The sequence below is a fragment of the Actinoplanes octamycinicus genome, from assembly GCF_014205225.1.
GTDB classification, from domain to species: Bacteria; Actinomycetota; Actinomycetes; order Mycobacteriales; family Micromonosporaceae; genus Actinoplanes; species Actinoplanes octamycinicus.
On record NZ_JACHNB010000001.1, the window covers coordinates 3,250,296 to 3,273,628 of the forward strand.

The window sequence follows — 23,333 nt, forward strand, 5'->3', positions numbered from 1 at the left end:
CTGCTTTACCCTGCACTGATGTCACTACGGCGCATCGGGATCATGGGGGGGACCTTCGACCCCATCCACCACGGCCACCTGGTCGCGGCCAGCGAGGTGCAGGCCCGGTTCCAGCTGGACGAGGTGACCTTCGTCCCGACCGGCCAGCCGTACGAGAAGGGCCGGGTCTCGCCCGCCGAGGACCGCTACCTGATGACGGTGATCGCCACCGCCTCCAACCCGCGCTTCCACGTGAGCCGGGCGGACATGGACCGGGACGGGCCCACCTACACCGTCGACACGCTGCGCGACATGCGGGCGGTCTACGGCCAGTCCGCCGAGCTGTACTTCATCACCGGCGCCGACGCCCTGGCCCGGATCATGTCCTGGCGGGACGCGCTGACCATGCTGGAGCTGGCGCACTTCATCGGGGTGACCCGGCCCGGCTTCGAGCTGACCGCGGCGAACCTGCCCGCGGACAGCGTGACCCTGGTCGAGGTGCCGGCCATGGCGATCTCGTCGAGCGACTGCCGGCAGCGGGTCGCGGCCGGTCTCCCGGTCTGGTATCTGGTCCCGGATGGTGTCGTGCAGTACATCAACAAGCGAGGGCTGTATCGGGACTCGGGGAATGTCGGACCTGCGTGAGACACTTGACCCGTAGTTGAACCCGAGCGAGGGGACTCTTTTGCCCATCAACGAGCGCGCTTACGAACTGGCGATGACGGCCGCGCAGGCCGCCGCCGACAAGAAGGCGCAGGACATCTCCGTCATCGACGTGGGCGACCAGCTCGCCATCACCGACGCCTTCGTGATCGCCTCCGCCTCCAACGAGCGTCAGGTGGTCGCGATCGTCGACGCCATCGAGGAAGCCCTGGTCAACCTGCCGGAGAAGGCGAAACCGGTGCGGCGCGAGGGCGAGCGGCAGGGCCGCTGGGTGCTGCTGGACTACATCGACATCGTGGTCCACATCCAGCACACCGAGGAGCGCGAGTTCTACGCCCTCGACAAGCTGTGGAAGGACTGCCCGACGATTCCGTTCACCGACCGGGACATGGTCGACGCGGGCGCGGCGGGCACCGAGGCTCCGTGACCACCCGCCTGCTGGTCTGGCGGCACGGCAACACCGACTGGAACGCGGCTCGCCGTGTCCAGGGGCAGACCGACGTGCCGCTCAACGACCTCGGTCGCCGGCAGGCGGCGGAGGCGGCGGAGCTGCTGGCGGCGATGCGGCCGGCCGCGATCGTCGCCAGCGACCTGCGGCGGGCCGCCGACACCGCCGCCGCCCTGGCCGCCCGCACCGGGCTGCCGGTCAGCCACGACGAGCGGCTGCGCGAGCGTTACTTCGGCGCCTGGCAGGGCCTCACCACGGCCGAGGTGGCCCTCCAGCGGCCGCTCGAGTTCGCCCGGTGGAAAGCCGGCCAGGACGTCGGCGGCGACGTCGAGGACCTCGACGTGATGGGCAAGCGGGTCAGCGACGCGCTGCAGGACGCGGCGACCCTGGGCGGCACGGTCGTGGTCGCCACGCACGGGGCCGCCGCCCGGCAGGGCATCGCGCACCTGCTCGGCTGGTCCCGCGAGCACACCCGCACCCTGCGCGCCCTGCAGAACTGCCACTGGGTCGAGCTGTCCCACGACGAGGACCGCGGGTGGCAGCTCGGGGCGTACAACGTGGGCGTCTTCGCCGAGCGACCGGTGCCCCCGCCGGTCTGACGGAACCATTCCTCACCCCGGAGCGTCCCACTGTCATGATCCGTCGTATCGCCCTCCCCACGGTCCTGTTCTCGGTGCTCCTCGGCGGCTGCGCGCAGTCGCCGGAGGCGGCGGGCTCGGCCGGCACGGCCCCGTCCGCGGTGCCGTCGTCCGCGGTGCCGTCGTCCGGGGCGCCGTCGTCCGCGGTGGCGAGCCCCCTCCCGGAGCGCACCCCGACCAAGAAACCGGTCACCGGATCGAGCACCACCCTCACCGGCACGGTGCTGGCCGGCGTCGAGCCGGGCTGCCTGCTGCTGGAGGACGGGTCGGCCACCCACCTGCTGATCTTCGCGGACGAGTCGCTCGGCGGCGCCGCGCCGGTCGGCAGCAAGGTGCAGGTCACCGGCGTTCCGCAGCCCGGGATGATGACCACCTGTCAGCAGGGCGAGCCGTTCCTGGTGTCGTCGGTCACGCCACGCTGATCCCCGGCAGGCATCCGATCAGTAGAGTTCGTGCATGACCATCGCGGTCGTCACCGATTCCACGGCTTATCTGCCCGCCGAGCTGGACGGGCGATATGAGCTGACCATCGTGCCGCTCACCGTCGTGATCAACGGGTGGGACGGGCTGGAGGGCCGGGAGATCTTCCCGGCCGAGGTGGCCCGGGCCCTCGGCGCGCGCCGCTCGGCGGTCAGCACCTCCCGGCCGGCCCCGTCCCAGTTCGCCGAGCAGTACCGCCGGCTGCTCGACGCGGGCGCCGACGGGGTGGTCTCGGTGCACCTGTCGGCCAAGCTCTCCGGCACCTTCGAGGCCGCCCAGCTGGCCGCCGCCGAGGTCGGTCCGCGGGTGCGGGTGGTGGACAGCGGCACCGCCGCGATGGGGCTGGGCTTCCCGGCGCTGGCCGCCGCCGCGGCCGCCACGCGCGGCCAGGACCTGGCGGCGGTGGAGCGGGCGGCGATCGAGCACGCGGCCCGGGTCAGCACCTACTTCTACGTCGACACGCTGGAGTTCCTGCGCCGCGGCGGCCGGATCGGGGCGGCGTCCGCGCTGGTCGGCACGGCCCTCTCGGTCAAGCCGATCCTGCACGTGGCGGACGGCGCGGTGGTGGTCAAGGACAAGGTCCGGACCGCCGGGCGGGCGCTGAGCCGGCTCGTCGACCTGGCGGTGGAGGCGGCCGGGCCGGGCGAGGCCGACGTCGCGGTCCACCACCTGGGCACGCCGGAGCGGGCGAGCGCCCTGGTCGACGCGATCTCCATGCGGCTCGGTGACCGGCTGCGCGACTGCTATCTGACCGAGGTGGGCGCGGTGGTCGCGGCACACACCGGGCCGGGACTGGCCGGGGTCGTCGTGCACCGGCGCGCCTGACGCTCGCGGTCCGCTCCGGGACGACTTCACCCGTTTCCGGTACGGGTGGCCGTACCGGAAACCTGTCGGCAGCGAGCACGGACTGCCTCGCGCCGGCCCGCGGTCAGTCGGGCGACGTGTCGGCCAGCAGCCGCTCGGCCCGGGACACCGCCGGGTGCAGCGGATGGCCGGGCGGCGCCGGATAGGGCACCGTGCAGCCGTCCGGATCGCTGACGTAGGCCATCGGGGTCAGCGACCGCGACGACTGCACGAAGATCTCCTCGGCCTGCGCGAAGAGCGCCACCAGCAGATCACTGTCGTCCGCGGTGACCAGCAGCGTGCCGCGCTCCGGGGCGAACGCCACCGGACGGCCGCCGACCTGCCCGGCGAGCCGGTCCAGCCAGCCGGGCAGCAGCAGGTGCGAGGTCCAGTAACTGTTCCCGTCGTCGACGAACCGGACCACCACCGGCTTGTCCGCCGGGGCCCCGTGCAGCACCGCGCCGGACAGGTTGGCCAGCGCCGCCGCGAAGACCTCATCCGCGGTCACGCCCCACGTCTCCAGCTGCGCCGGCGTCACGTAGGTGATCGTCTCCGGATGGTCCACCACCACGAACTCGGACAGGTGCGGCAACGCCGGACGGCGCAACGCCGCCCCCGGCGCGCCACCGCGCAACACCGGACGCAGCCGCGGCGCGGCGTCCGCCCAGGCCGCCGGCACCTTCCCGGTACGGACCACGCCGGCCAGGTAGTCGTCCAGCTGCCGGCGCCCGCGGCCGAGCAGCGGCGCGAGCGGCAGGATGGTCGGCTCGTCGTCGCCGGGCAACGTGCACCGGACCTCGAAGGCGTCCCGGTGGTAGCGCGCGCCGGGGACACCGGCACGGCGCAACCGCCGGATGACCCGGGCGGCCAGCCGGGCGCGGACGAGCCTGCGGAGAAACCCCACGGCAAATGCCTAACGTCTCGCGGTGATCACACGGGCGTCGAGATCATCGTCGGTGCTGACGGCGGGCGTCAATCCATTCTCGTCGACGGCCGCCACCGCCGCGCCGACCTGCGCCTCGGTGATCTCGGACAGCACCAGCCCGCCCGGAGCCAGCCAGGTCCGCGCCCCGGCCAGCACCGCCCGCAAGACCGCCAGCCCGTCCTCGCCGCCGTCCAGGGCGGAGGCCGGCTCGTGGTCGCGCGCCTCGGCCGGCAGGAACGGGAGGTGCCGGGTGGCGACGTACGGCACGTTGGCCAGCAGCACGGTGATCCGGCCACGCAGCTCGCCGGGCAGCGCGTCGAACAGGTCGCCCTGGTGGACGTCGCCGCCCAGGTTGTCCCGTGCGCAGGCGACCGCGACCGGGTCCAGGTCGGCGGCGTGCAGCGGGACGCCGGGAAGCCGGTGCCGGACCGCCAGGCCGAGCGCGCCGGAGCCGCAGCAGAGGTCGACCACCAGCGGGTCCGGGCGGCTGCCCGCCTCCGCCACGGCCACCCGGACCAGCAGCTCGCTGCGCACCCGCGGGACGAAGACGCCGGGACGCAGGCGGACCCGGACGCCGCAGAAGTCGGCGTACCCGACCACCTGCTCCAGCGGCTCGCCGGCGCAGCGGCGGCCGACCAACTCGCTCAGCGCCGCCGGGCCGGCGGCGGCCCCGGCCAGCACGTCCGCCTCGTCCTCGGCGAAGACGCAGCCGGCCGCGCGGAGCTGAACGATCGCCTGTTCTCGGGTCACACGCCGTCCTCGAAGTTGTCCACAGTGCCGGGTTGTCCACAGCGGAGCCGGCCCCGCCCGGGCGGAAGGCGCAGACTTCGGCGCCGTGCGAGAGGCGAAGGATACCGACGACGTCGTGGCGGCCCGGATGCGGGCGCTGCGCGACCGGGGACCGGCGGCGCCGGCCGACCCGGACGGGCTGGCCGGGCCGGGCGAGCCGCTGCGCTGGTCGGACATCATCCCGGCCTGGTCAGCGGTCGACGATGCGGGAGGTGATCGGGGTGGTGTGCCTGCCAGACCTCGGGAGGACGGTGGGGTTCCGCTGCCTCCCCGGGTTCCCGGAGCGGCGCCGGCGCCGGACTGGGTGCGGCCTTCCGGCGGCGAATACACCTGGACGGAGGAGGAGCCGGTTCTTCCGGTTCCTGCGCTTCCCGGGACGGGGGCGTTCGAGGGGGAGCGGCGACGGTGGCTGCACGCCTTCGACCCGGGCCGGCCCGGGGTGCGGGCGCTGATCGCGGTCGCGGTGCTGGTGGTGCTGGTCGCGGGGTTCCTGGCGTGGCGGGCCCGGCCGCGGGTGGAGCCGGTCGCGCCGGAGCTGCCGGTCGTCGCCTCGGGCGGTGTGCCGTCCGGTGGCGCGAGCGCGCCGGTCGAGGTGGTGGTCGCGGTCGGCGGGAAGGTGCGGCGGCCGGGACTGGTCCGGCTGGCGCCGGGGGCCCGGGTGGCGGACGCGCTGACCGCGGCGGGCGGGGCGGAGCCGGGAGTGGACGTGGCCGGGCTGAACCTGGCCCGCAAGGTGACCGACGGTGAGCTGATCATGGTGGGGGTGGGTCCGCCGCCGGGGGTCACGGCCGGGCCGGTGGCGTCCGCGGGGCCGGGTGGTGGGCTGGTCAACCTGAACACGGCGACGCTGGCGGAGCTGGACTCGCTGCCCGGGGTGGGGCCGGTGCTGGCGCAGCGGATCCTGGACGCGCGGGCGGCTCAGGGCGGGTTCCGGGCGGTCAGCGACCTGCGGCGGGTGGACGGGATCGGGGACTCGCGGTATGAGCAGCTCAAAGATCTGGTGACGGTGTGAGCCGGCGGTCCGCGGCTTCTTCCGGGGGGCCTTCTTCCGCACGGTCTTCCTCGGGGCCGGCTTCGCCTGCGCGGTCTTCTTCCGGGGCGGCTTCCTCTGCGCGGTCTTCTTCCGGGGCGGCTTCCTCTGCGCGGTCTTCTTCCGGGGCGGCTTCCTCCGCGCGGCCTTCTTCTGTGTCGGCGGCTCGGGTGGTGCCGGATCTGCGGCTGGCGGGGTTCGCGGTGGGGGTCTGGCTCGCCGCGCTGGCCGCCCTCCATCAGCCGGCCCGTGGCTCGGCCATCGGCGGCGGGGCAGCCCTGATCGTCGCCGGGGTCGGCGCCCTGACCGGGCGGGCCGCTGGGGTGGACCGGGCGCGGCCGGCCGGGCCAGGTGGGCCGGCCGGGCCAGGTGGGCCGGCTCGGCCGCCGCGGGTGTGGGCGGCGGTGCGATGGATCGGGGTGGCGCTCGCCCTCGGCGCCGGCTGCGGGGCGGTGGCGACCGCGGCGCGGATGAGCGTGCGGGAGGCGGCACCGCTGGTCGCGCTGATCGAGGCCGGCGACCCGGTGGAGGTGACCGCGGTGGTCCGGGACGACCCGCGGGCGCTGCGCGGCGGCCGGGGACCGGCCACCTACCTGGTCGCGGTGGACCTGGAACGGGTGCGCCGGGTGGACGGCGGCGAACCGGTCCGGCTCGCCGCGCGAGCACTCGTCCTGGGCAGCGACACCGGCTGGCGCGGCCTGCTGCCCGGCCAGCGCCTGACCGCCACCGGGAAACTGCTTCGGCCCCGGCCCGGCGACCTGCGGGCCGCGGTCGTCTCGAGCCGTCAGCCGCCGCACCCGCTCGGCGAGCCGTCCTGGGCGCAGCGGGCCGCCGGATCGCTGCGATCCGGCCTGCAGCGGGCCTGCGAGCCGCTGCCGGACGACTCCGGCGGCCTGCTCCCGGGCCTGGTGGTCGGTGACACCAGCCGCCTCGACCCGGCCCTGGAAGCGGACTTCCAGGCGACCGGGATGACGCACCTGACCGCCGTCTCCGGCTCGAACGTGGCGATCATCCTGGGCGTGATCCTCTTCGTGGCCCGGCGGACCGGGGCCGGGCCGGTGCTCTGCGCGGTGGTGTGCGCGGTGGCGCTGGCCGGCTTCGTGATCCTGGCCCGCCCCTCGCCGAGCGTGATCCGGGCCGCCGCGATGGGCGCGATCGGCCTGCTCGGGCTGGCCGCCGGCCGGCCCCGGGCGGCGGTCCCGGCGCTCGCCGCGGCGGCCGCGATGCTGCTGCTGATCGACCCGGAGCTGGCCGCCGACCCCGGGTTCGCGCTGTCCGTCCTGGCCACCGCCGGCCTGCTGCTGCTCGCCCCGGCCTGGCGGGACGCGCTGCGGGCCCGGCGCTGGCCGCCCGGCGCGGCCGAGGCGCTCGCGGTGCCGGCCGCCGCGCAGGTGGCCTGCGGCCCGGTGATCGCCGGACTCTCCGGCACGGTCAGCCTGGTCGCGGTGCCGGCCAACCTGATCGTGGTCCCGGCGATCGCCCCGGCCACCCTGCTCGGGGTGGCCGCCGCGCTGCTCTCCCCGGTGTGGCCGGCCGGCGCCGAGTTCGCCGCCTGGCTGGGGCACTGGCCGGCCGCGTGGCTGGTGCAGGTCGCCCGGATCGGGGCGCGGCTGCCGGCCGGCGCGCTGCCCTGGCCGGCCGGGGTGCCCGGGGCGCTGCTGCTGGCCGGGCTGACCGTGGCGGTGCTGGTCGCGGCCCGGCGGGCGGTGATCCGGAGGCTGGCCGCGGTGGTGGCCGCCGGCGCGGTGCTGGGCGCGCTGCCGGTGCGCCTGCTCACCGCCGGCTGGCCACCGCCGGGCTGGCTGGTGGTGGCCTGCGCAGTCGGCCAGGGCGACGCGATCGTGCTGCCGGCCGGACCCGGCCGGGCGGTGGTGGTGGACGCCGGTCCGGAACCCGACCCGGTGGACCGCTGCCTGCGCCGGCTCGGCATCCGGCGGGTGGTGCTGTTCGCGGTCAGCCACTATCACGCGGATCACGTGGGTGGGGTGGCCGGGATCTTCCGGGGCCGGGCGGTGGGCGCCGTGGTGGCGCCGGACTGGCCGGAGCCGGAGACCGGCCGGGACCAGGTCGCGGCGACCGCCGCCGGGGCCGGGACACCGGTGCTGGCGGTCGGCCCGGGCTGGGCCCACCAGGTGGGTGACCTGCGGCTGGCGGCGCTCGGGCCGGTGGCGGCGCTGCACGGCACGAACTCCGACCCGAACAACAACTCGCTGGTGCTCCGGGCCACGGTCGCCGGGCGGAGCGTGCTGCTGCCCGGCGACGCCGAGACCGAGGAGCAGACCGATCTCGTCGGCCGGCTGGGCGCGGCGGCGCTGCGGGCCGACGTGCTGAAGGTGGCGCACCACGGGAGCGCGTTGCAGGCGCCGGAGCTGCTGGACGCGGTGGACCCGGCGGTGGCGCTGGTCTCGGTGGGGGAGGGCAACGACTACGGGCATCCGAACGGCCCGCTGCTGGCCCGGCTGGCCCGGGACGGCGCCCGGGTGCTGCGTACCGACCTGTCCGGCGACCTGGCGGTGCTGACAACCGCCGACGGCCTCGCGGTCACCACCCGCGGCGTCCCGCCCCACTGAGCGGTTCCCCAGCCGCCCGCCCTCCGGACCGGGACGCGCCTCCACGACGCGACCGGGCGTGCTGCCCAGTTCGGCGGCGTGCCGCGCCGGACTGCTCGGCTCGGCGGCGTGCCGCGCCGGACTGCTCGGCTCGGCGGCGTGCCGCGCCGCGCTGCTCGGCTCAGCCGCTGTGGCATGCCGGGCCGCTGCCGCCGTCTGCCTCGCGGCGCTGTTCCGCTCGGCTTCGGCCTTTGTAGCTCCGCTTTGCCCCGCTTCCCAGTCAGGCGCGCAGTTCGTGAGATTCCGGATGGCGACGGGCGGGAAGTATGGGGCGGCGAGATGGGCGACATGCCGGATTCGTGGGGCTTTTTTGCGAACGTACGAAATAGCGGGCGGTCTGCGGACAAAGCGGCCGGGAGTGAGCAACGGCGCAGGTCACGGCATGCGAAGCATGGCGGGTGGTTGATATGTCGGGTTTCGCGTTCGGTGATCAGTTGCCGTGCGCCAAAGAGTGAGCCTCGCCGGAGTGTCGGCCGGACGTGCGACGATGTCGGGCGTGAACGCCGCGCCACCACCCTCGTTGCTGCTCGTCCAAGGCGACGAGGAGCTGCTCGCCGCCCGTGCCGTCACCGCGGCGGTGGACGCGGCCCGAGCCGCCGACCCGGGCGCGGACGTCCGGGAGTATGAGGCCGGCCAGCTCACCCCCGGGGAGATCGCCGAGATGCTCAGCCCGTCGCTGTTCGGCGGGCGGCGGGTGCTGGTGCTGCGCAGCGGCCAGGACGCCCGCAAGGAGCTCGCCGCCGCCCTCCTGGCCTATGCGAAGGATCCGGATCCCGAGGTCACCCTGATCGTCACTCACCTGGGCGGGGCCAAGGGCAAGGCGTTCGCCGACGGCCTGCAGAAAGCCGGCGCCACCGTGGTGCCCGCGATGAAGCTGAAGGGCGACCGGGAGCGGATCGCCTTCGTCCGCGACGAGTTCCGCCGGGCCGGCGGCCGGTGCGACGAGTCGGCCGCCGCCGCGCTGCTCGCCTCGGTCGGCAACGACCTGCGCGAGATCGCCGCGGCCTGCTCGCAGCTGCTCGCCGACACCGACGGCAAGATCACCGAGGCGGTGGTCGCCCGCTACTACAAGGGTCGTGCCGAGGTCAGCGGTTTCACCGTGGCCGACGCGGCGATGGTCGGCGACCTGCCGGGCGCGCTGGAGGCGCTGCGCTGGGCGCTGCACGTCGGCGTCGACCCGGTGCCGATCGCCGACGCGATCGCCGACGGCGTGCGGACCGTGGCCCGGGTCGCCTCGGCCGGCAAGGGCAACCCCTACCAGTTGGCCAGCACGCTCGGCATGCCGGCCTGGAAGATCCAGCGGGCGCAGGAGCGCAGCCGGGGCTGGACCCCGGAGGGCCTGGTCGACGCGATGCGCGCGGCCGCCGACTGCAACGCCGCGGTCAAGGGCGGCGCCGAGGACCGGGGATACGCGCTGGAGCAGGCCGTCTTCGCGGTGGCCGCGGCCCGGCGGGGCGGGGGCGCCCGATGACCCGGACGGTGCGTTCCCGGCGGGCCGGCGCGGCCCACCAGCCGCTCTACGCGCGGGTGCTGCGGCTGCGCCACCTCAGCCCGGGCGGGCTGCTCTGCTTCGTCTTCCTGGAGGGCGCGATCGCGCTCGGCGTCCTGCTCGCCCTGGCCGAGCTGGTCAGCTGGTGGGGCGTGCTGGTGCTGCCGATCGCGGTGGCGGTGATGGTGAAGTTCAACGACCTGGTGGCCGGTTGGCTGGCGCCGTCCGCGCCGGTCGCCGAGCCGGTGGCGGCCCGGGCCGCGGTGCACCGGGAGCGGCACACCCACCGGCCGCGATCCGGCCGGCCGACCGGCGAGTGGCCGCCGCCGCCGCGGGTGCCGACCCCGGTGGTCACCCCGCCGGTCGAGGCGGCCCGGTCCACCGGCGTGGTCTGGTTCCCGGGGGAGAAGGACGGGTATGGCCGCCCCAGCCGCCCGGCCGAGGCAGCGCCGGAGCAGAAACCGGCCGGGCCGGTGCGCCGGCCGTGGGCGGACGAGCTGGACGTCCGCCAGCAGATGGCCCGCCAGTCGGCGACCCGTCGGTACGAATAGTCCGCGCCGCCGCGGCTCTCCGCCAGGCGATGCTTGCCCGCAGCCCGCAGCCCGCAGCCCGCAGCCCGCAGCCCGCAGCCCGCAGGTCCTAGCCTTCAGCCGGGCCCGCGGCCCAGCCCTCAGCGCGCGGCCGCGGACCCTCAGCCCGCCGCTCCTCGGCGTGGGTGATGCGCGTCAGCGGCGCTTCGCGACCGTCTCGTCGAACCAGGTCCGCAGATCCTCCGGCGTCGGCACGCGTCCCGCCGGCTCCGCCTTGATCTTGTGACGCACCGGCTCGAGCAGGGTGAGCACCGCGTCGATCGGCGCGATCGGGTCGCCGCGGCCGGCCAGCACGGGCTGCGCCCGGTGGCGGTCGTCACCACCTTGCCCGGCACCCCGCGCGACCTGCCAGCTCAGGCCGGGCAGCACGGCGTCGAGGCTCTCCGCGGTGTAGAACGCGATCGCGTCGATCAGGGCGAGCGACTCGTCCGACCAGTCGTGCGGGGCGAGGCGGGCGCTGCGGCCGTACCAGAGTGGCAGATCCGCCGCCACCGGGCGCTGGAACGCCGAGCCGTCTGCCGGCGTGACCCGCTCCAGGGGCGCGGCGGGATCGCGCAGCGCCAACCGGTCGATCGCCCATCCCCAGAGCGGGACCAGGCTGTCCCGGGAGAGATCGAGCCCGGCGACGTCGCGGCGGAGCCGGGCGATCCGGTCCCGGCCGGCGGCCAGGTACCGCAGCAGGAACTCCTCGTCGGGCAGCTCCGCCGGAACCGCTGCCGCGGTGGTGGGCGTGGCCGGCCGTACCGGAGCGGGGTCCTGGTCGATCGGGCCGAGAACCTGTTCGATCAGGTCGACCACCTGCCCGATCAGGTCGAGCGCCTGTTCGGTCGGGGCGCCGGTCACGTCGTGGTCGGCGATCAGGAACCGGCCGCCGGTCGCCGCGGCCACCTGCTGCAGGACCTCGACCACCCGGCCCAGCTCGGCCCGGAACGGGGCGGCCGGCTGCCCTGGGCGGTTGTCCCACACCGATACCACCAGCTCGCTGATCCCGGACCGCCCGGGATGGATCCGCCAGTCGGTGGTGAGCCGGTCGCCGACCAGCTCGGTCTCCAGGTACTCGCCGTCCGCGACGCCCGGGAAGTCCGGGTCGTCCCCGAGAAGCGCGCCGAGCAGGGCAACCACGGTTGCCCGGTCGAGCTCGGTTCCGTCGGCTGGCATGACGCCGATGTCGGTGCTCACTGCCTCACTCCTCGTCGGGGCCGCGAAGATCGCCGCGCCGGCGCGGAGGACGAGCCTGCGCCGCCTCGGGCCGGGCGGGGGCGACCGCAACCATGGCGGACGGGAGCGTAGTCCGGGCGCATATCTGTCTGCGCACATCGCGTATATGCGATTGGTTATGAAGCCGTGACCTGCCGATGAGGTCCGGACACAGCAAACCGGGCACCGCGTGGACCATGACGGTCCCGCGATGCCCGGGTGTGCTTCAGACTGCCCGCCCGCCGGCGGGCGGAGCCGATGGCCGCGTCCGTGCGGCCACCGATCTGATCCAGCGGATCAGGCGGACAGCGAGGCGATCTTCTTGGCGATGGCCGACTTCCGGTTGGCCGCCTGGTTCTTGTGGATGACGCCCTTGCTGACAGCCTTGTCGAGCTGACGCGAGGCGTCACGCAGCAGAGTGGTCGCCGTCTCGACGTTGCCCGCGTCGCTCGCCTCGTGGAGCTTGCGGATCACGGTCTTCAGCGAAGACTTGACCGACTTGTTGCGCAGACGGGCCTTCTCGTTCTGCCGGTTGCGCTTGATCTGGGACTTGATGTTCGCCACGCGACAGCCTTGTCCTGACTAGAGCGGAAAATGGTCTCGACGAGTGGTCACCGCGCGGCCGTCTCACCCGGCGAGGCCGGTGCAGGAAACAACAGCGTGTCACCACACGCGAGGAATCAGATTACCAGTACGCCTCCGAGCCGCCAAAACGGCTCCGGACGAGCGCCCGCCGGGGGAGGCTCCGGACCGTTGATGGAAGGACGGCGCCCCCGGTCGGGCCAGGGCTGGGGTGCGAACCTTCGGCGCTGCCGACCCGGGTCAGCGCCACCAGCGGCGCCTGGCGGTAGCCTCCCCGCCGCGGCGCTTGGCGGTGGCCTCCCAGCCGCGGCGCTCGGCGAGCCAGGCCAGCGCCTGCTCCCCGCTGAACCGCTGGTGCTGCCGGCTGTGCGGGGAGGCGCTGCTCGGCCCGCTGCCGGCCGAGACCAGCCAGTACCCGGAGAGCGCCGCCAGCGCGCCGTCCACCCCCTCGTCCGGCGCACCCCAGGCGCGCAGCACCGCGTCCGTGTCCAGGCCGCTGGCATACGCGCTGACCAGCAGCGTCACCGTGTCGAACCAGGGTGCGCCGAGACACGGCCAGGTCCAGTCGCAGAGCCAGGCCCGGCCGCCGGTGTCGATCAGCACGTTGTCCAGCCGGAGGTCGCCGTGCAGCATCGCGTCGCCGGCGGCCAGCTCGGGCAGGGCGCGTTCCAGCCGGGCCAGCTCGGCCAGGTGGTGCGGGGCCACGGTGGCCAGGGCCGGCTCCGGCATCGGCTCGCGGCGCTTGGCGATCAGCGTCCACCAGGACATCTCGCTGCGCAGGATGTCCGGCAGCGCGGGCAGGCCGATCGCCAGCAGCGGCGGCGCCGGGTAGGCCAGCGCGGTCGCCGCCGCCGACCAGCTGCGCAGCGCGGTGTCCAGGTCGGCCTGTGACCAGGGCAACTCGGGAAGGCGGCCGTCGATCGCCTCCAGGCACAGCACGAACCAGTCAGAATCGGTCATCGTCCAGCGCGGGCGGGCGGCGGTCACCTCCGCCGGGAGCGCCGCGGTGATCGCCGCCTCCCGGGCGTACCACTGCGCGGTCGGGTCGGTCAGCGCCGCCGCCTTGACGAAGGCGCTGCTCCCGGCCTCGGTTTCGAGCACGGCCGCGAAGGCGCGGGTGAAACCGCCGCCGGCGCTGCGCGCGGCGGACACCGGGGAGCCGAGGCGCGCGGTGATCGCTTGACGCACGGTTTCCGGCAGGTCACACCATTCCGGACGTACGGCGGTAGCGCTGTACGGAACGTCGGGAAGTGTGATCGGCCGCATGTGTTCCATCCTGCCCGCCCCGTCGCCGCCGAAAATGTCGGAGGGCACTGGCAGGATCCTGGCATGCGAACCGACGATTTCTGGGCGGTCATCGACCGCGCGACCGCCGAGCGGCCGGCGTCCCCCGCCGAGGTGGCCGAGCGGGCCGTCGCCGAGCTGGCCACCCGCGATCCGGAGGAGATCGTCGCCTGGGCCCGCCACCTGGACCGGGTGATGGTGGCCTCCGGCACGGAGGACCTCTGGGCCGCCGCCTACCTGATCAACAGCGGCGCCGACGAGGCCGGCTTCGACGCCTTCCGCGGCTGGCTGATCGCGCACGGGCGCAAAGCGGTCGCCGCCGCCGTGCAGAAACCCGACGTGCTGGCCAACGTGGTGGTGATCAAGCAGGCGGCGGACACCGGCGCGGTCTTCGAGGCCGAGGAGGTGCTCGGCATCGCGGCCCGGGCCTATGAGCAGGCCACCGGCGGCCAGCTGCCACCCGGCGAGCCTGCCCGGACCCGGCCCGAGGTCGGCGATCTGTGGGACTTCGACAACGAGGACGAGATGCGCCGCCGCCTGCCCAAACTCTCCGCCCTCTTCCTGGAGCCGCCGGACTGACCCGACCTGCGCACCCCACCCGTGTCCCGGTCCGATGGGGCGGACCAGGCCCGCGCCCCACTCACCCGTGCCGTGGTCCGGCGGACCGACCTGGCCGGCGCTTTCTTCCGTCCGTCGGTCTCCGCCGGACTGACCCGGCCACGCCCCTTCCGTCGGTCCGGCCGGACTGACCTGGCCCGCGCTTTCGACCCGTCCGTCGGTCTCCGCCGGACTGACCCGGCCGCGCGCCTCTCCGCCGGTCCCCTCCGCCACGACGGCCGCTGGTTGAGAAATCGGGGCGAGGAAGGAGGCGGCGGTGAGCAGACTCGCGGCATGAGCGATACGTCCGGAACAGTTGTCGCGGTCAGTCGGAACGATGCCTACACGTTCACCAAGCCGACGCGGGACGAGATCGTCCTGGTGGCGGGCCTGGGCGTGGAGGGGGACATCCACGCCGGGATCACGGTGCGGCACCGTGGCCGGGTGGCGGCGGACCCCACCCAGCCGAACCTGCGGCAGGTGCACCTGATCCAGGCGGAACTCTTCGACGAGGTGGCTGGGAAGGGCTTCGACGTCCCGGCCGGCGGCCTCGGCGAGAACGTGACGACCCGCGGCCTCGACCTGCTCGGGCTCCCGCGGGGCACGATCCTGCGCTTCGGCCCGGAGAAGCAGGCCGCAGGAAGCGCTGTCGCGGGGAGTGCCGCGCTGGAGAGCGCTGTCGCGGGAAGTGCCGTGGCGGGGGGTGCCGTGGCGGGGAGTGCCGTGGCGGGGGGTGCCGTGGCGGGGAGTGCCGCGCTGGAGAGCGCTGTCGCGGGAAGTGCCGTGGCGGGGGGTGCCGTGGCGGGGAGTGCCGTGGCGGGGGGTGCCGTGGCGGGGAGTGCCGCGCTGGAGAGCGCTGTCGCGGGAAGTGCCGTGGCGGGGGGTGCCGTGGCGGGGAGTGCCGCGCTGGAGAGCGCTGTCGCGGGAAGTGCCATGGCGGGGAGCGCGGCGGCGGGTGGCGTGACCGCGGGGAGCCCGGGCGCGGTGGCTGATCACCCGGTGCAGGGGGTGCTGGCGGCGGCTGGGATGGCGAGGCTGGACGAGGCGGCGGCTCGGGCTGTGGCGGCGGTTGCGGAGGCACTGGCCAGGGACGCCGAGGCGGACCGGGACCCGCGGCCGGCGGTGGTGGTCACCGGGCTGCGGAATCCGTGTGCCCAGATCAACCGGTACCGGGCCGGGCTGCTCAAGGAGATGGTGGCGCAGGACGCCGGCGGCGCCCTGGTGCGCAAGGCCGGGGTGATGGGCGTCGTGTTGCGTGGTGGGGCGATTCGGGCCGGGGATCCGGTTGCCGTGGAGTTTCCGCCGGGTCCGCGGGAGCCGCTCGAACGGGTGTGATCGGACCTGCCCAGCCGGGCGTGGGACGATAGGGAGCGCCGGCGTGTCAGCCGGCGTCCCACAGACCACGGCGCAGCTTGAGAAGCATGCCAGCCCGAGAAGAACGGACGACCGTGCCTGGACCGCTCGACCCCGGCGTGAACGTGATCGGATCGACCGATCCCAGCCGCATCCGCAACTTCTGCATCATCGCCCACATCGACCACGGCAAGTCGACGCTGGCCGACCGGATGTTGCAGATCACCGGGGTGGTCGACCCGCGGCAGATGCGCGCGCAGTACCTCGACCGGATGGACATCGAGCGCGAGCGCGGCATCACCATCAAATCGCAGGCGGTCCGCATGCCGTGGACCGTGCGCGAGGGCGACCTGGCCGGCCAGTCGGCCGTGCTCAACATGATCGACACCCCGGGCCACGTCGACTTCACCTACGAGGTCTCCCGCAGCCTGGCCGCCTGTGAGGGCGCGATCCTGCTGGTCGACGCCGCGCAGGGGATCGAGGCGCAGACCCTCGCCAACCTGTACCTGGCGATGGAGAACGACCTGCACATCATCCCGGTGCTCAACAAGATCGACCTGCCGGCCGCGCAGCCGGAGAAGTACGCCGAGGAGCTGGCCAAGCTGATCGGCGTCGAGCCCACCGACGTGCTGCGGGTCTCCGGCAAGACCGGCGTCGGCGTGGACCACCTGCTCGACGAGATCGTCCGGCAGTTCGTCCCGCCGGTCGGCGACCCGGACGCCCCGGCCCGCGCGATGATCTTCGACTCGGTCTACGACGTGTACCGCGGCGTGGTCACCTACGTCCGGGTGGTCGACGGCCGGATCCAGGCCCGGGACCGGATCAAGATGATGTCCACCGGCGCCGTGCACGAGCTGCTGGAGCTGGGCGTCGCCTCGCCGGAGATGGAGAAGGCCGGCGCGCTCGGCGTCGGCGAGGTGGGTTACCTGATCACCGGTGTGAAGGATGTCCGCCAGTCGAAGGTCGGCGACACCGTCACCGGCAACAACCGCCCGGCCAAGGACGCGCTCGGCGGCTACAAGGACCCGAAACCGATGGTCTACTCGGGCCTCTACCCGATCGACGGCTCGGACTACCCGGCGCTGCGCGACGCGCTCGACAAGCTCAAGCTCAACGACGCCGCGCTCACCTACGAGCCGGAGACGTCGGCGGCGCTCGGCTTCGGTTTCCGGGTCGGCTACCTGGGCCTGCTGCACCTGGAGATCATCGGCGAGCGGCTGGAGCGCGAGTTCGGCCTCGACCTGATCTCCACCGCGCCGAACGTGGTGTACCAGGTGGTCACCGAGGACGGGAAGGAGCAGACGGTCACCAACCCGAGCGAGTTCCCGGCCGGCAAGATCGCCGAGATCCACGAGCCTGTGGTGCGCGCCACAGTCCTGGTGCCGAACGAGTACGTCGGCGCCGTCATGGAGCTGTGCCAGAGCCGCCGCGGCAGCCTGCTCGGCATGGAGTACCTGTCCTCCGAACGGGTGGAGCTGCGCTACACGCTGCCCCTCGCCGAGATCATCTTCGACTTCTTCGACCAGTTGAAGAGCAAGACCAAGGGCTACGCCTCGCTGGACTACGAGCCCTCCGGCGAGCAGGTCGCCGACCTGGTCAAGGTGGACATCCTGCTGCACGGCGAGCCGGTCGACGCGTTCAGCGCCATCGTGCACAAGGACAACGCCTACTCGTACGGCACGACGATCGCCGCCAAGCTGCAGAAACTGATCCCGCGGCAGCAGTTCGAGGTGCCCATCCAGGCGGCCATCGGCTCCCGGATCATCGCCCGCGAGACGATCCGCGCGATCCGCAAGGACGTGCTGGCGAAGTGCTACGGCGGTGACATCAGCCGGAAGCGCAAGCTGCTCGAGAAGCAGAAGGAAGGCAAGAAGCGGATGAAGATGGTGGGCCGCGTGGAGGTGCCGCAGGAGGCCTTCATCGCCGCGCTCTCCACCAGTGACGCGGCCGATCCCAAAGGCGCCAAAAAATAGGGCGGTTTGAGAATTCGGGGGGTCGGGAACTCTGGGGCTCGACGGACGCAACCGAACAAGCTCCACCCCCGAGGAGGAACCACATGACCATCACCGGCATCATCACCGCCCTTGTCGTCGGTCTGATCATCGGTGCTCTGGGTCGCCTGGTCGTACCCGGCAAGCAGAACATCCCGATCTGGCTGACCATGGTGATCGGTGTTGTCGCGGCGCTCCTGGGCACGGTCCTGGCCCGGGCGTTCGGTGTCGCCGACACCAAGGGCTTCGACTGGATCGAGCTCTTCTTCCAGGTCGTGCTCGCCGCGATCGGTGTCGCCCTCACCGTTGGTGTGGCCGGTCGCCGGCACCTGACCCGGTAATGACGAAGTAAAAAGCGCCGGACCTCATGACGAGGTCCGGCGCTTTTTGCGTACGCGAAATATGGTCCCGCCCTTTCAATAGCGGAAACGCTGCTGGGCGCTGCGGCGGTTGACCCAGGCCGGCATCTCGCCGCTGTGTTCCTGCTGCGGGAGCCGCTCGGCCGGGTCGTGGTTGCGGGTGATGTCCCGCATCGTGACCACCAGTCCCTGCACGAGGCGATCCTCCCGAAGATCCCGATAGGTCAGCTCGACCAGCAACTGGCTCTCGTCGCCGCGCTGCAGCGCGCAGTGCACCGTGCCGTCGCCGTGTGAGCGCAGCGCGTTGCGCACCCGGGCCCGGTCGTCCGGATGGACCAGCTCGTCGAGCGTGGCCAGCGGCGGCAACTCGTCCAGCCCGAGCACGCCGCGCAGCGCCGGGCTCGCATACCGGATCCGCTGGTCGACGTCGATCACCACCATCAGCTCCGCTGTGTTGCGGATCACGGCACGCAGATAGAGGTCGCTGTCCCGGCGGCCGACCGCCTCGACCAGCGTGACCCGGTCCAGGGCCAGCGCGGCCTGCCCGGCCAGCATCTCCAGCGCGTCGTGCCCGGCCACCAGATCCTCCCGGCGACCGGTGATGATCAGCGCGCCGCCGCTGGGCCGGGCCACGTCGAGCGGCTCCAGGCGCAGCGGGCAGACCAGGGTGCGGTCGTCCGGATCGGCGGCGGCGAGCCACCAGCTGCGCACCGCCGGACCGGCCGGGCGGGGCGGCTGCTCGGCCGCGGACAGCTCGTCGGCCAGCGACACCCGGCGCACCGAGGCGGGCGGCAGCAGCCGGCCGACCGCGGCCCGGACCGCGGCGTCGACGGCCGGCCGGTCGGCGGCCGCGACCAGGGCCGCGGTCGCGGCGCGCAGGCCCTGCTCCCGGCCGAGGGCCTGACTGTGCTGGCGGATCGCGTCGCCGAGCCGGGTGATGGTCAGCAGCAGGGTGAGTGCGCCGGTGATCGCGATCAGCACGCCGTCCTGGACGTCGCCGCGGAGCGCCTCGATCAGCAGCACCGTGGGTGGGGTGCAGGCGGCCAGCGCGAGCAGCACCGACCACCGGAACTTCCAGGGGCTGTGCCGGGGCGGCGCGGGCTCGGTCAGCCGGACCATCGACGGGTGCAGTGCGGAGAGCCCCCAGCAGGCGTAGAGCACCACGAACGCGGACTCGGTCAGCGGGTTGGCGGCCAGCGGATAGGCCACGTCGCCGGTCAGCATGCCGAGCGCGCCGGTGAGCAGCAGCCAGGCCGCGACGCTGCGCCGGTCCGCGGCGACCAACCGGCCGGCCACCCCGACCAGCAGCAGATCCCCGATCACGTCGGTGGCCGAGACGGTGTGCAGCCGGTCCGACCCGATCACGAAGACCCAGACCACCAGCAGCGTGGTGCAGGCGGCGGCGAGCAGGTCGATCAGCCGGGCCCGGTCACCGAGCAGCGCGCCGCCGCGGGTGAACTGCAGCAGGCATAGCGCGGTGAGGCCGAACATCAGCAGGTAGCAGAGGTCGGCCAGGCCCATCACCCGGTACGAGTAGCAGACGTCGCCGGCGGCCAGCGCGGCCAGCGACCCGGCGAGCAGCCACCAGGGAGCCCGGCGCGCCGGACGATGGCGCCGCACACCGTGGATGATGGCGCCGACGCCGCCCGCTCCCAGCAGGACCCATTCCAGCGCTCCCCAGAACACGCCCTACTTAGTACCAGGGCGGTTGCGCAGTGTCCATGTCGATGTATACGCAGCGCAACGCGGGTGCGAACAGTGATAGCTACGGGAAGTCACCGAAAGTTGCGGAGAGTGCCGTCAGCTGAAGACTTCGGCGACGACGCGGCCGTCATCGCCGGCCGACGCCGTGGTTACTTGCTGCCACTTTCCGTCCGGGGCGTGCCATTCCTGGCCACCGAAACGTACCCGTTCGAGGCCGGTCGCCGAGGCGTGCGAGACCAGCCAGTGCGCGTACCGCCAGCCGCTGCTGGCGTTGCTGACCGAGACGGTGAGGCCGGCCGCCTCGGCGCTCGCGGCGTCCAGTTTCTTGCCCCAGTCCAGCTTGAGGCCCTCCAGCAGGGCGGCCGCCGCGGCCGCGCCGCGCAGCACCGGGGCGCCGGAGACGGTGCAGGCGACCGCGCCGGTGGCCCGGCCGATCAGCGCCCGGGCCAGCACCCGGGACTCGTCCGCCCACTTCTCGTACGCGTTCGGGTACGCCGAGCGCTGCACCTTCTGCGCGGCGTCGGTGACCCGCATGTCCTCCCAGCCCTTCACCTTCTTCAGGGCGGTGTAGAACTTGCCGGCCGCGTACCGCGGATTCTTGATCTGCTCGAAGGTGCCCCAGCCCTGGCTGGGTCGCTGCTGGAAGAGGCCGACCGAGTCGCGGTCGCCGTCGTCCAGGTTTTCCAGCTTGGACTCCTGCAGTGCGGTGGCCAGCGCCACCACCACGGCCTGCTCCGGCATCTCCCGGCGGATGCCGACCGCCGCGATGGTGGCCGCGTTGGCCATCTGCACCGAGTCCAGGGTGACCTCGCCGTCGGCGCGGACCGTGCACTCCGGCCCGATCCGGGGCAGCTTGATGGCGCCCGGGTTCTGATGCAGGACGACGATCACACTGACCACGGCGATGAGGACGAGCGAGGCGAGCACCCCGACCACTGGCTTGACCCGCACCCGCACCTCCTCATGTATGGCCGCCTCACGTATGGACGCCAAGCCTAATCAACGAGCGCACGGAGATCATCGTGACTGCGCCGGAACCCAATTCGGGTCACGTTTCTCACGGCGGGCGGCGACGCCCTCCCGGCCCTCGGCCGAGGTGAAGTATCCGGCGGACCGGTCACTGAGGTCGGCCAGCTCGGCGCGGATGGACTCCGACCTGGTCCGGCGCAGCAGCTGCTTGGTCCCGGCCAGCGCCAACGGGCCACCCTTGATCAGCGAAGCGCAGTAGCCGGCCACCGTCCGGTCCAGATCGTCGTCCGGAACGGCGGCGGTGACCAGGCCGATCTCCGCGGCCCGGGCGCCGTCGAAGACGTCGCCGGTCAGGTAGAGCTCGGCGGCGGCCCGCGGCGCCAGCCGGGGCAGCACGGTGGCACTGATCACCGCGGGGATCACACCGAGCCGGACCTCGGTGAACGCGAAGGTCGCCGACCGGGCGCAGACCGCGAGGTCGGCGGCGCCGATCAGGCCCAGGCCACCGGCCCGGGCCGGCCCGGCGATCCGGGCCACCACCGGTTTCGGGAACTCCCAGATCTCGGCGAGCAGGTCGGCCATCAGCTCGACCGGCAGGCGCTCACCCGGCGCGGTGGCGGCGGTCTCCTTGAGATCGGCCCCGGAGCAGAAGACCGGGCCGGTGTGCGAGAGCACCACCACCCGGGTCTCCGGGTCGGCGGCCGCGGCGTCGAGTGCGGTGCGCAACTCGGTGATCAGCGCGCGGGAGAGGGCGTTGCGGTTCGCGGGGCTGTCCAGCGTGAGAGTGGTCACCCCGGCGACGGTGACGGTACCGACCAGATCCATGTCCGGCACCTTAACGCTTCCTTGGTCGCCGGCCGCGGCCATCCACAGGCGGTCGCCCGGCCGGGACCGGGCACACTCCGCCCGGCCGGGACCGGGCACACTCCGCCCGGCCGGGACCGGGCACACTCCGCCCGGCCGGGACCGGGCACACTCCGCCCGGCCGGGACCGGGCACACTTGGCGGATGGCCGGCGCACTTCCTGATGGCGAACCCGTTCCCGCGGACGGGTCGCTCCCCGACGAAGCCACCCGCGACGTGGGCGGTGACGGTTTCGCGGTCTACGTCCACGTGCCGTTCTGCGCCAGCCGGTGCGGCTACTGCGACTTCAACACGTACACCGCGAGCGAACTGGGTGCCGGGGCGAGCCGCGACGAGTACGCGGACACCGTCCTGAGGGAGCTGGAGCTGGCCGCGAAGGTGATCCAGCCCCGGGGCGGGGTGGACACCGTCTTCGTCGGCGGCGGCACGCCGACGCTGCTCACGGCAAAAGATCTGGGAAAGATCCTGGAGGGCGTCGACCGGACCTGGGGGCTGGCCGCCGGCGCCGAGGTGACCACCGAGGCGAATCCAGAATCTGTGGATCTGTCGTATTTGAAAGACCTGCGCACCGCCGGCTTCACCCGGATCTCGCTCGGCATGCAGTCCTCCGCCGAGCACGTGCTGCGCGTCCTGGACCGCAAGCACACCGCCGGCCGCGCGCCGCAGGCCGCCGAGGAGGCCCGGCGCGCCGGCTTCGGGCACGTCAACCTGGACCTGATCTACGGCACCCCGGGTGAGGCCCCGGAGGACTTCGCCCGCTCGCTGCGCACCGTGATCGACGCCGGGGTGGACCACGTCAGCGCGTACGCCCTGATCGTCGAGGACGGCACCCGGATGGCCACCCGGATGCGCCGGGGCGAGCTGCCTTTCCCCTCCGACGACGTGGCCGCGGACCGCTACCTGGCCGCCGAGGAGGCGCTCACCGCGGCCGGCCTCGGGTGGTACGAGGTGTCCAACTGGGCGCGGCCCGGCGGCGAGTGCCGGCACAACCTGCTCTACTGGACCGGCGCCGACTGGTGGGGGCTGGGTCCCGGGGCGCACAGCCACGTCGGCGGGGTGCGCTGGTGGAACGTGAAGCACCCCTCGGCGTACGCAAATCGCTTGAATGATGGGGTTTCCCCAGGTCACGGGCGCGAGCTGCTGAGCGCCGAGGACCGGCACGTAGAGGACGTGATGTTGCGGGTCCGGCTGCGTGCCGGGATCCCGCTGGACCGGGTGGACCCGGGCGGCGCGGCCCAGGCCCTCGGCGACGGCCTGCTGGAGCCGGACGCCTACGCGGCCGGCCGGCTGGTGCTGACGCTGCGCGGCCGGCTGCTGGCCGACGCGGTGATCCGCGACCTGGTCTGAATCGGTCACCGGTGACCGGTCGCCAGGGGAGGCGACCGATCACCGCGGGAGGCGACCGGTCATCTCAGGAAGCGGCCGCTCACCGGGTAGCGGAACGACTCGTTGTTGGCCGCCTTGATCCCGGCGAGCACGCCGGCGATCGTGGCGAACAGCCAGGCGATCCCGGCGATCACCGCCCCCACGCCGAAGCAGAACGTGGCATAGCCGATCACCGCGATGATCGACCAGAGCACCTGGAAGTTCAGCGCCTTGACCGACTCGGCGCGGACCGTGGCGGACTGCTCGCCCCGGGCCAGCAGCGAGATCAGCGGCGCCACCCAGCCGGCGCAGCCGCCGCCGAGGAACGCGCCGGCCGCGCCGCCCAGGTGGGCGACCAGGACCCAGGTGCGGTCCTCGGCGCTCAGCGGCGGAAGGCCCGGGTGGTATCCGCCGGACGGCGGGCCGTAGGGCGGAGGCGGCGGATATCCCGGTCCCGGCGGGGGAGGGTAGGCGTCTCCGGAGGACGTAGGGTACCCGTCACCTGGCGGTCGAGGCGGCTCGGTCATGGCCAGCAACCTATCGGAGATCGAACAACGGCGGACTCTCGATCATCGCGTTGCCGCC

General features: G+C 73.6%; 23 protein-coding genes. 14 read left to right on the forward strand and 9 right to left on the reverse strand.

Annotated elements, in window-relative coordinates:
• The first annotated feature begins 18 nt into the window (after window positions 1–18).
• From nadD to BJY16_RS14605, 5 genes are read left to right on the forward strand one after another with little or no spacing between them, the layout of a single operon-like run.
• Window positions 19–624, forward strand: coding sequence for a nicotinate-nucleotide adenylyltransferase (nadD, locus tag BJY16_RS14585; protein WP_185039975.1), 606 nt, complete (start codon window positions 19–21; stop codon window positions 622–624).
• A gap of 40 nt (window positions 625–664) precedes the next feature.
• Window positions 665–1,069, forward strand: coding sequence for a ribosome silencing factor (rsfS, locus tag BJY16_RS14590; protein ID WP_185039976.1), 405 nt, complete (start codon window positions 665–667; stop codon window positions 1,067–1,069).
• Entirely contained in the window at window positions 1,066–1,689 is a 624-nt protein-coding gene (locus BJY16_RS14595) for a histidine phosphatase family protein (protein ID WP_185039977.1), read from the forward strand. The genes rsfS and BJY16_RS14595 overlap by 4 nt, the downstream gene beginning before the upstream one ends.
• 35 nt (window positions 1,690–1,724) lie before the next feature.
• Window positions 1,725–2,150, forward strand: a complete 426-nt coding sequence (locus BJY16_RS14600) for a hypothetical protein (protein WP_239176474.1) — start codon at window positions 1,725–1,727, stop codon at window positions 2,148–2,150.
• A 34-nt stretch (window positions 2,151–2,184) separates the two neighbouring features.
• The gene (locus BJY16_RS14605) at window positions 2,185–3,033 is read left to right on the forward strand and encodes a DegV family protein (RefSeq protein WP_185039978.1); all 849 of its coding nucleotides are present in this window, start codon (window positions 2,185–2,187) and stop codon (window positions 3,031–3,033) included.
• A gap of 103 nt (window positions 3,034–3,136) precedes the next feature.
• Here BJY16_RS14605 and BJY16_RS14610 read toward each other — a convergent pair whose 3' ends face one another.
• Both BJY16_RS14610 and BJY16_RS14615 read right to left on the reverse strand, forming a co-directional pair.
• Window positions 3,137–3,955, reverse strand: a complete 819-nt coding sequence (locus BJY16_RS14610) for a DUF1444 domain-containing protein (RefSeq protein ID WP_185039979.1) — start codon at window positions 3,953–3,955, stop codon at window positions 3,137–3,139.
• 9 nt (window positions 3,956–3,964) lie between these two features.
• Window positions 3,965–4,726, reverse strand: coding sequence for a putative protein N(5)-glutamine methyltransferase (locus tag BJY16_RS14615; protein ID WP_239176476.1), 762 nt, complete (start codon window positions 4,724–4,726; stop codon window positions 3,965–3,967).
• Between the two features lie 85 nt (window positions 4,727–4,811).
• Here BJY16_RS14615 and BJY16_RS48955 point away from each other — a divergent pair, with 85 nt between their 5' ends.
• The 4 genes from BJY16_RS48955 to BJY16_RS48415 all read left to right on the forward strand — a co-directional run bounded on the left by BJY16_RS48955 (window position 4,812) and on the right by BJY16_RS48415 (window position 10,444).
• On the forward strand, window positions 4,812–5,777 hold the full coding sequence (locus BJY16_RS48955) for a ComEA family DNA-binding protein (RefSeq protein ID WP_373873400.1): 966 nt from the start codon (window positions 4,812–4,814) through the stop codon (window positions 5,775–5,777).
• Between the two features lie 173 nt (window positions 5,778–5,950).
• On the forward strand, window positions 5,951–8,365 hold the full coding sequence (locus tag BJY16_RS14625; protein WP_307835683.1) for a ComEC/Rec2 family competence protein: 2,415 nt from the start codon (window positions 5,951–5,953) through the stop codon (window positions 8,363–8,365).
• A gap of 526 nt (window positions 8,366–8,891) precedes the next feature.
• Window positions 8,892–9,875: a DNA polymerase III subunit delta gene (gene holA, locus BJY16_RS14630; protein ID WP_185039982.1), complete on the forward strand. Its 984-nt coding sequence runs from the start codon at window positions 8,892–8,894 to the stop codon at window positions 9,873–9,875.
• Window positions 9,872–10,444, forward strand: coding sequence for a hypothetical protein (locus BJY16_RS48415; protein WP_307835682.1), 573 nt, complete (start codon window positions 9,872–9,874; stop codon window positions 10,442–10,444). The genes holA and BJY16_RS48415 overlap by 4 nt, the downstream gene beginning before the upstream one ends.
• 174 nt (window positions 10,445–10,618) lie before the next feature.
• Here the strand turns inward: BJY16_RS48415 and BJY16_RS14640 are convergent, their stop codons facing one another.
• The 3 genes from BJY16_RS14640 to BJY16_RS14650 all read right to left on the reverse strand — a co-directional run bounded on the left by BJY16_RS14640 (window position 10,619) and on the right by BJY16_RS14650 (window position 13,528).
• The gene (locus tag BJY16_RS14640; RefSeq protein WP_185039983.1) at window positions 10,619–11,662 is read right to left on the reverse strand and encodes a hypothetical protein; all 1,044 of its coding nucleotides are present in this window, start codon (window positions 11,660–11,662) and stop codon (window positions 10,619–10,621) included.
• Between the two features lie 315 nt (window positions 11,663–11,977).
• On the reverse strand, window positions 11,978–12,244 hold the full coding sequence (gene rpsT / locus BJY16_RS14645) for a 30S ribosomal protein S20 (protein WP_014688364.1): 267 nt from the start codon (window positions 12,242–12,244) through the stop codon (window positions 11,978–11,980).
• Window positions 12,245–12,502: 258 nt separating this feature from the next.
• Window positions 12,503–13,528: a phosphotransferase gene (locus tag BJY16_RS14650; protein WP_185039984.1), complete on the reverse strand. Its 1,026-nt coding sequence runs from the start codon at window positions 13,526–13,528 to the stop codon at window positions 12,503–12,505.
• 63 nt (window positions 13,529–13,591) lie between these two features.
• Between BJY16_RS14650 and BJY16_RS14655 the strand changes: the two genes are divergently transcribed.
• The 4 genes from BJY16_RS14655 to BJY16_RS14670 all read left to right on the forward strand — a co-directional run bounded on the left by BJY16_RS14655 (window position 13,592) and on the right by BJY16_RS14670 (window position 17,828).
• Complete coding sequence (locus tag BJY16_RS14655; protein ID WP_185039985.1) at window positions 13,592–14,125, forward strand: DUF4240 domain-containing protein; 534 nt, start codon at window positions 13,592–13,594, stop codon at window positions 14,123–14,125.
• A gap of 312 nt (window positions 14,126–14,437) precedes the next feature.
• The gene (locus BJY16_RS14660; protein ID WP_185039986.1) at window positions 14,438–15,478 is read left to right on the forward strand and encodes an MOSC domain-containing protein; all 1,041 of its coding nucleotides are present in this window, start codon (window positions 14,438–14,440) and stop codon (window positions 15,476–15,478) included.
• 86 nt (window positions 15,479–15,564) lie between these two features.
• A complete protein-coding gene (gene lepA / locus BJY16_RS14665) occupies window positions 15,565–17,469 on the forward strand; it encodes a translation elongation factor 4 (protein ID WP_221501962.1) in 1,905 nt (634 codons plus the stop codon).
• Between the two features lie 83 nt (window positions 17,470–17,552).
• Window positions 17,553–17,828, forward strand: coding sequence for a GlsB/YeaQ/YmgE family stress response membrane protein (locus BJY16_RS14670; RefSeq protein ID WP_185039988.1), 276 nt, complete (start codon window positions 17,553–17,555; stop codon window positions 17,826–17,828).
• A gap of 75 nt (window positions 17,829–17,903) precedes the next feature.
• Here the strand turns inward: BJY16_RS14670 and BJY16_RS14675 are convergent, their stop codons facing one another.
• From BJY16_RS14675 to BJY16_RS14685, 3 genes are all read right to left on the reverse strand, one after another.
• Window positions 17,904–19,466, reverse strand: coding sequence for a PAS domain-containing protein (locus BJY16_RS14675; protein WP_239176486.1), 1,563 nt, complete (start codon window positions 19,464–19,466; stop codon window positions 17,904–17,906).
• A gap of 180 nt (window positions 19,467–19,646) precedes the next feature.
• Window positions 19,647–20,507, reverse strand: a complete 861-nt coding sequence (locus BJY16_RS14680; protein ID WP_185046453.1) for a hypothetical protein — start codon at window positions 20,505–20,507, stop codon at window positions 19,647–19,649.
• Window positions 20,508–20,567: 60 nt separating this feature from the next.
• Window positions 20,568–21,344, reverse strand: coding sequence for an enoyl-CoA hydratase-related protein (locus tag BJY16_RS14685; protein ID WP_185039990.1), 777 nt, complete (start codon window positions 21,342–21,344; stop codon window positions 20,568–20,570).
• 183 nt (window positions 21,345–21,527) lie between these two features.
• Here BJY16_RS14685 and hemW point away from each other — a divergent pair, with 183 nt between their 5' ends.
• Entirely contained in the window at window positions 21,528–22,730 is a 1,203-nt protein-coding gene (gene hemW / locus BJY16_RS14690) for a radical SAM family heme chaperone HemW (protein WP_185039991.1), read from the forward strand.
• A 59-nt stretch (window positions 22,731–22,789) separates the two neighbouring features.
• Here hemW and BJY16_RS14695 read toward each other — a convergent pair whose 3' ends face one another.
• Window positions 22,790–23,275: a DUF4870 domain-containing protein gene (locus BJY16_RS14695; protein ID WP_185039992.1), complete on the reverse strand. Its 486-nt coding sequence runs from the start codon at window positions 23,273–23,275 to the stop codon at window positions 22,790–22,792.
• Window positions 23,276–23,333 lie beyond the last annotated feature (58 nt).

Bases quoted from the DNA above. Each gene is read 5' to 3' on its own strand.
- BJY16_RS14655 (WP_185039985.1), top strand. From the start codon at position 13,592: ATGCGAACCGACGATTTCTGGGCGGTCATCGACCGCGCGACCGCCGAG.
- BJY16_RS14670 (WP_185039988.1), top strand. From the start codon at position 17,553: ATGACCATCACCGGCATCATCACCGCCCTTGTCGTCGGTCTGATCATC.
- hemW (WP_185039991.1), top strand. From the start codon at position 21,528: ATGGCCGGCGCACTTCCTGATGGCGAACCCGTTCCCGCGGACGGGTCG.
- BJY16_RS14695 (WP_185039992.1), bottom strand. From the start codon at position 23,275: ATGACCGAGCCGCCTCGACCGCCAGGTGACGGGTACCCTACGTCCTCC.
- BJY16_RS14660 (WP_185039986.1), top strand. From the start codon at position 14,438: ATGAGCGATACGTCCGGAACAGTTGTCGCGGTCAGTCGGAACGATGCC.
- holA (WP_185039982.1), top strand. From the start codon at position 8,892: ATGTCGGGCGTGAACGCCGCGCCACCACCCTCGTTGCTGCTCGTCCAA.
- nadD (WP_185039975.1), top strand. From the start codon at position 19: ATGTCACTACGGCGCATCGGGATCATGGGGGGGACCTTCGACCCCATC.
- BJY16_RS14650 (WP_185039984.1), bottom strand. From the start codon at position 13,528: ATGCGGCCGATCACACTTCCCGACGTTCCGTACAGCGCTACCGCCGTA.
- BJY16_RS14605 (WP_185039978.1), top strand. From the start codon at position 2,185: ATGACCATCGCGGTCGTCACCGATTCCACGGCTTATCTGCCCGCCGAG.
- BJY16_RS14600 (WP_239176474.1), top strand. From the start codon at position 1,725: ATGATCCGTCGTATCGCCCTCCCCACGGTCCTGTTCTCGGTGCTCCTC.
- BJY16_RS48415 (WP_307835682.1), top strand. From the start codon at position 9,872: ATGACCCGGACGGTGCGTTCCCGGCGGGCCGGCGCGGCCCACCAGCCG.
- BJY16_RS14685 (WP_185039990.1), bottom strand. From the start codon at position 21,344: ATGGATCTGGTCGGTACCGTCACCGTCGCCGGGGTGACCACTCTCACG.
- lepA (WP_221501962.1), top strand. From the start codon at position 15,565: ATGCCAGCCCGAGAAGAACGGACGACCGTGCCTGGACCGCTCGACCCC.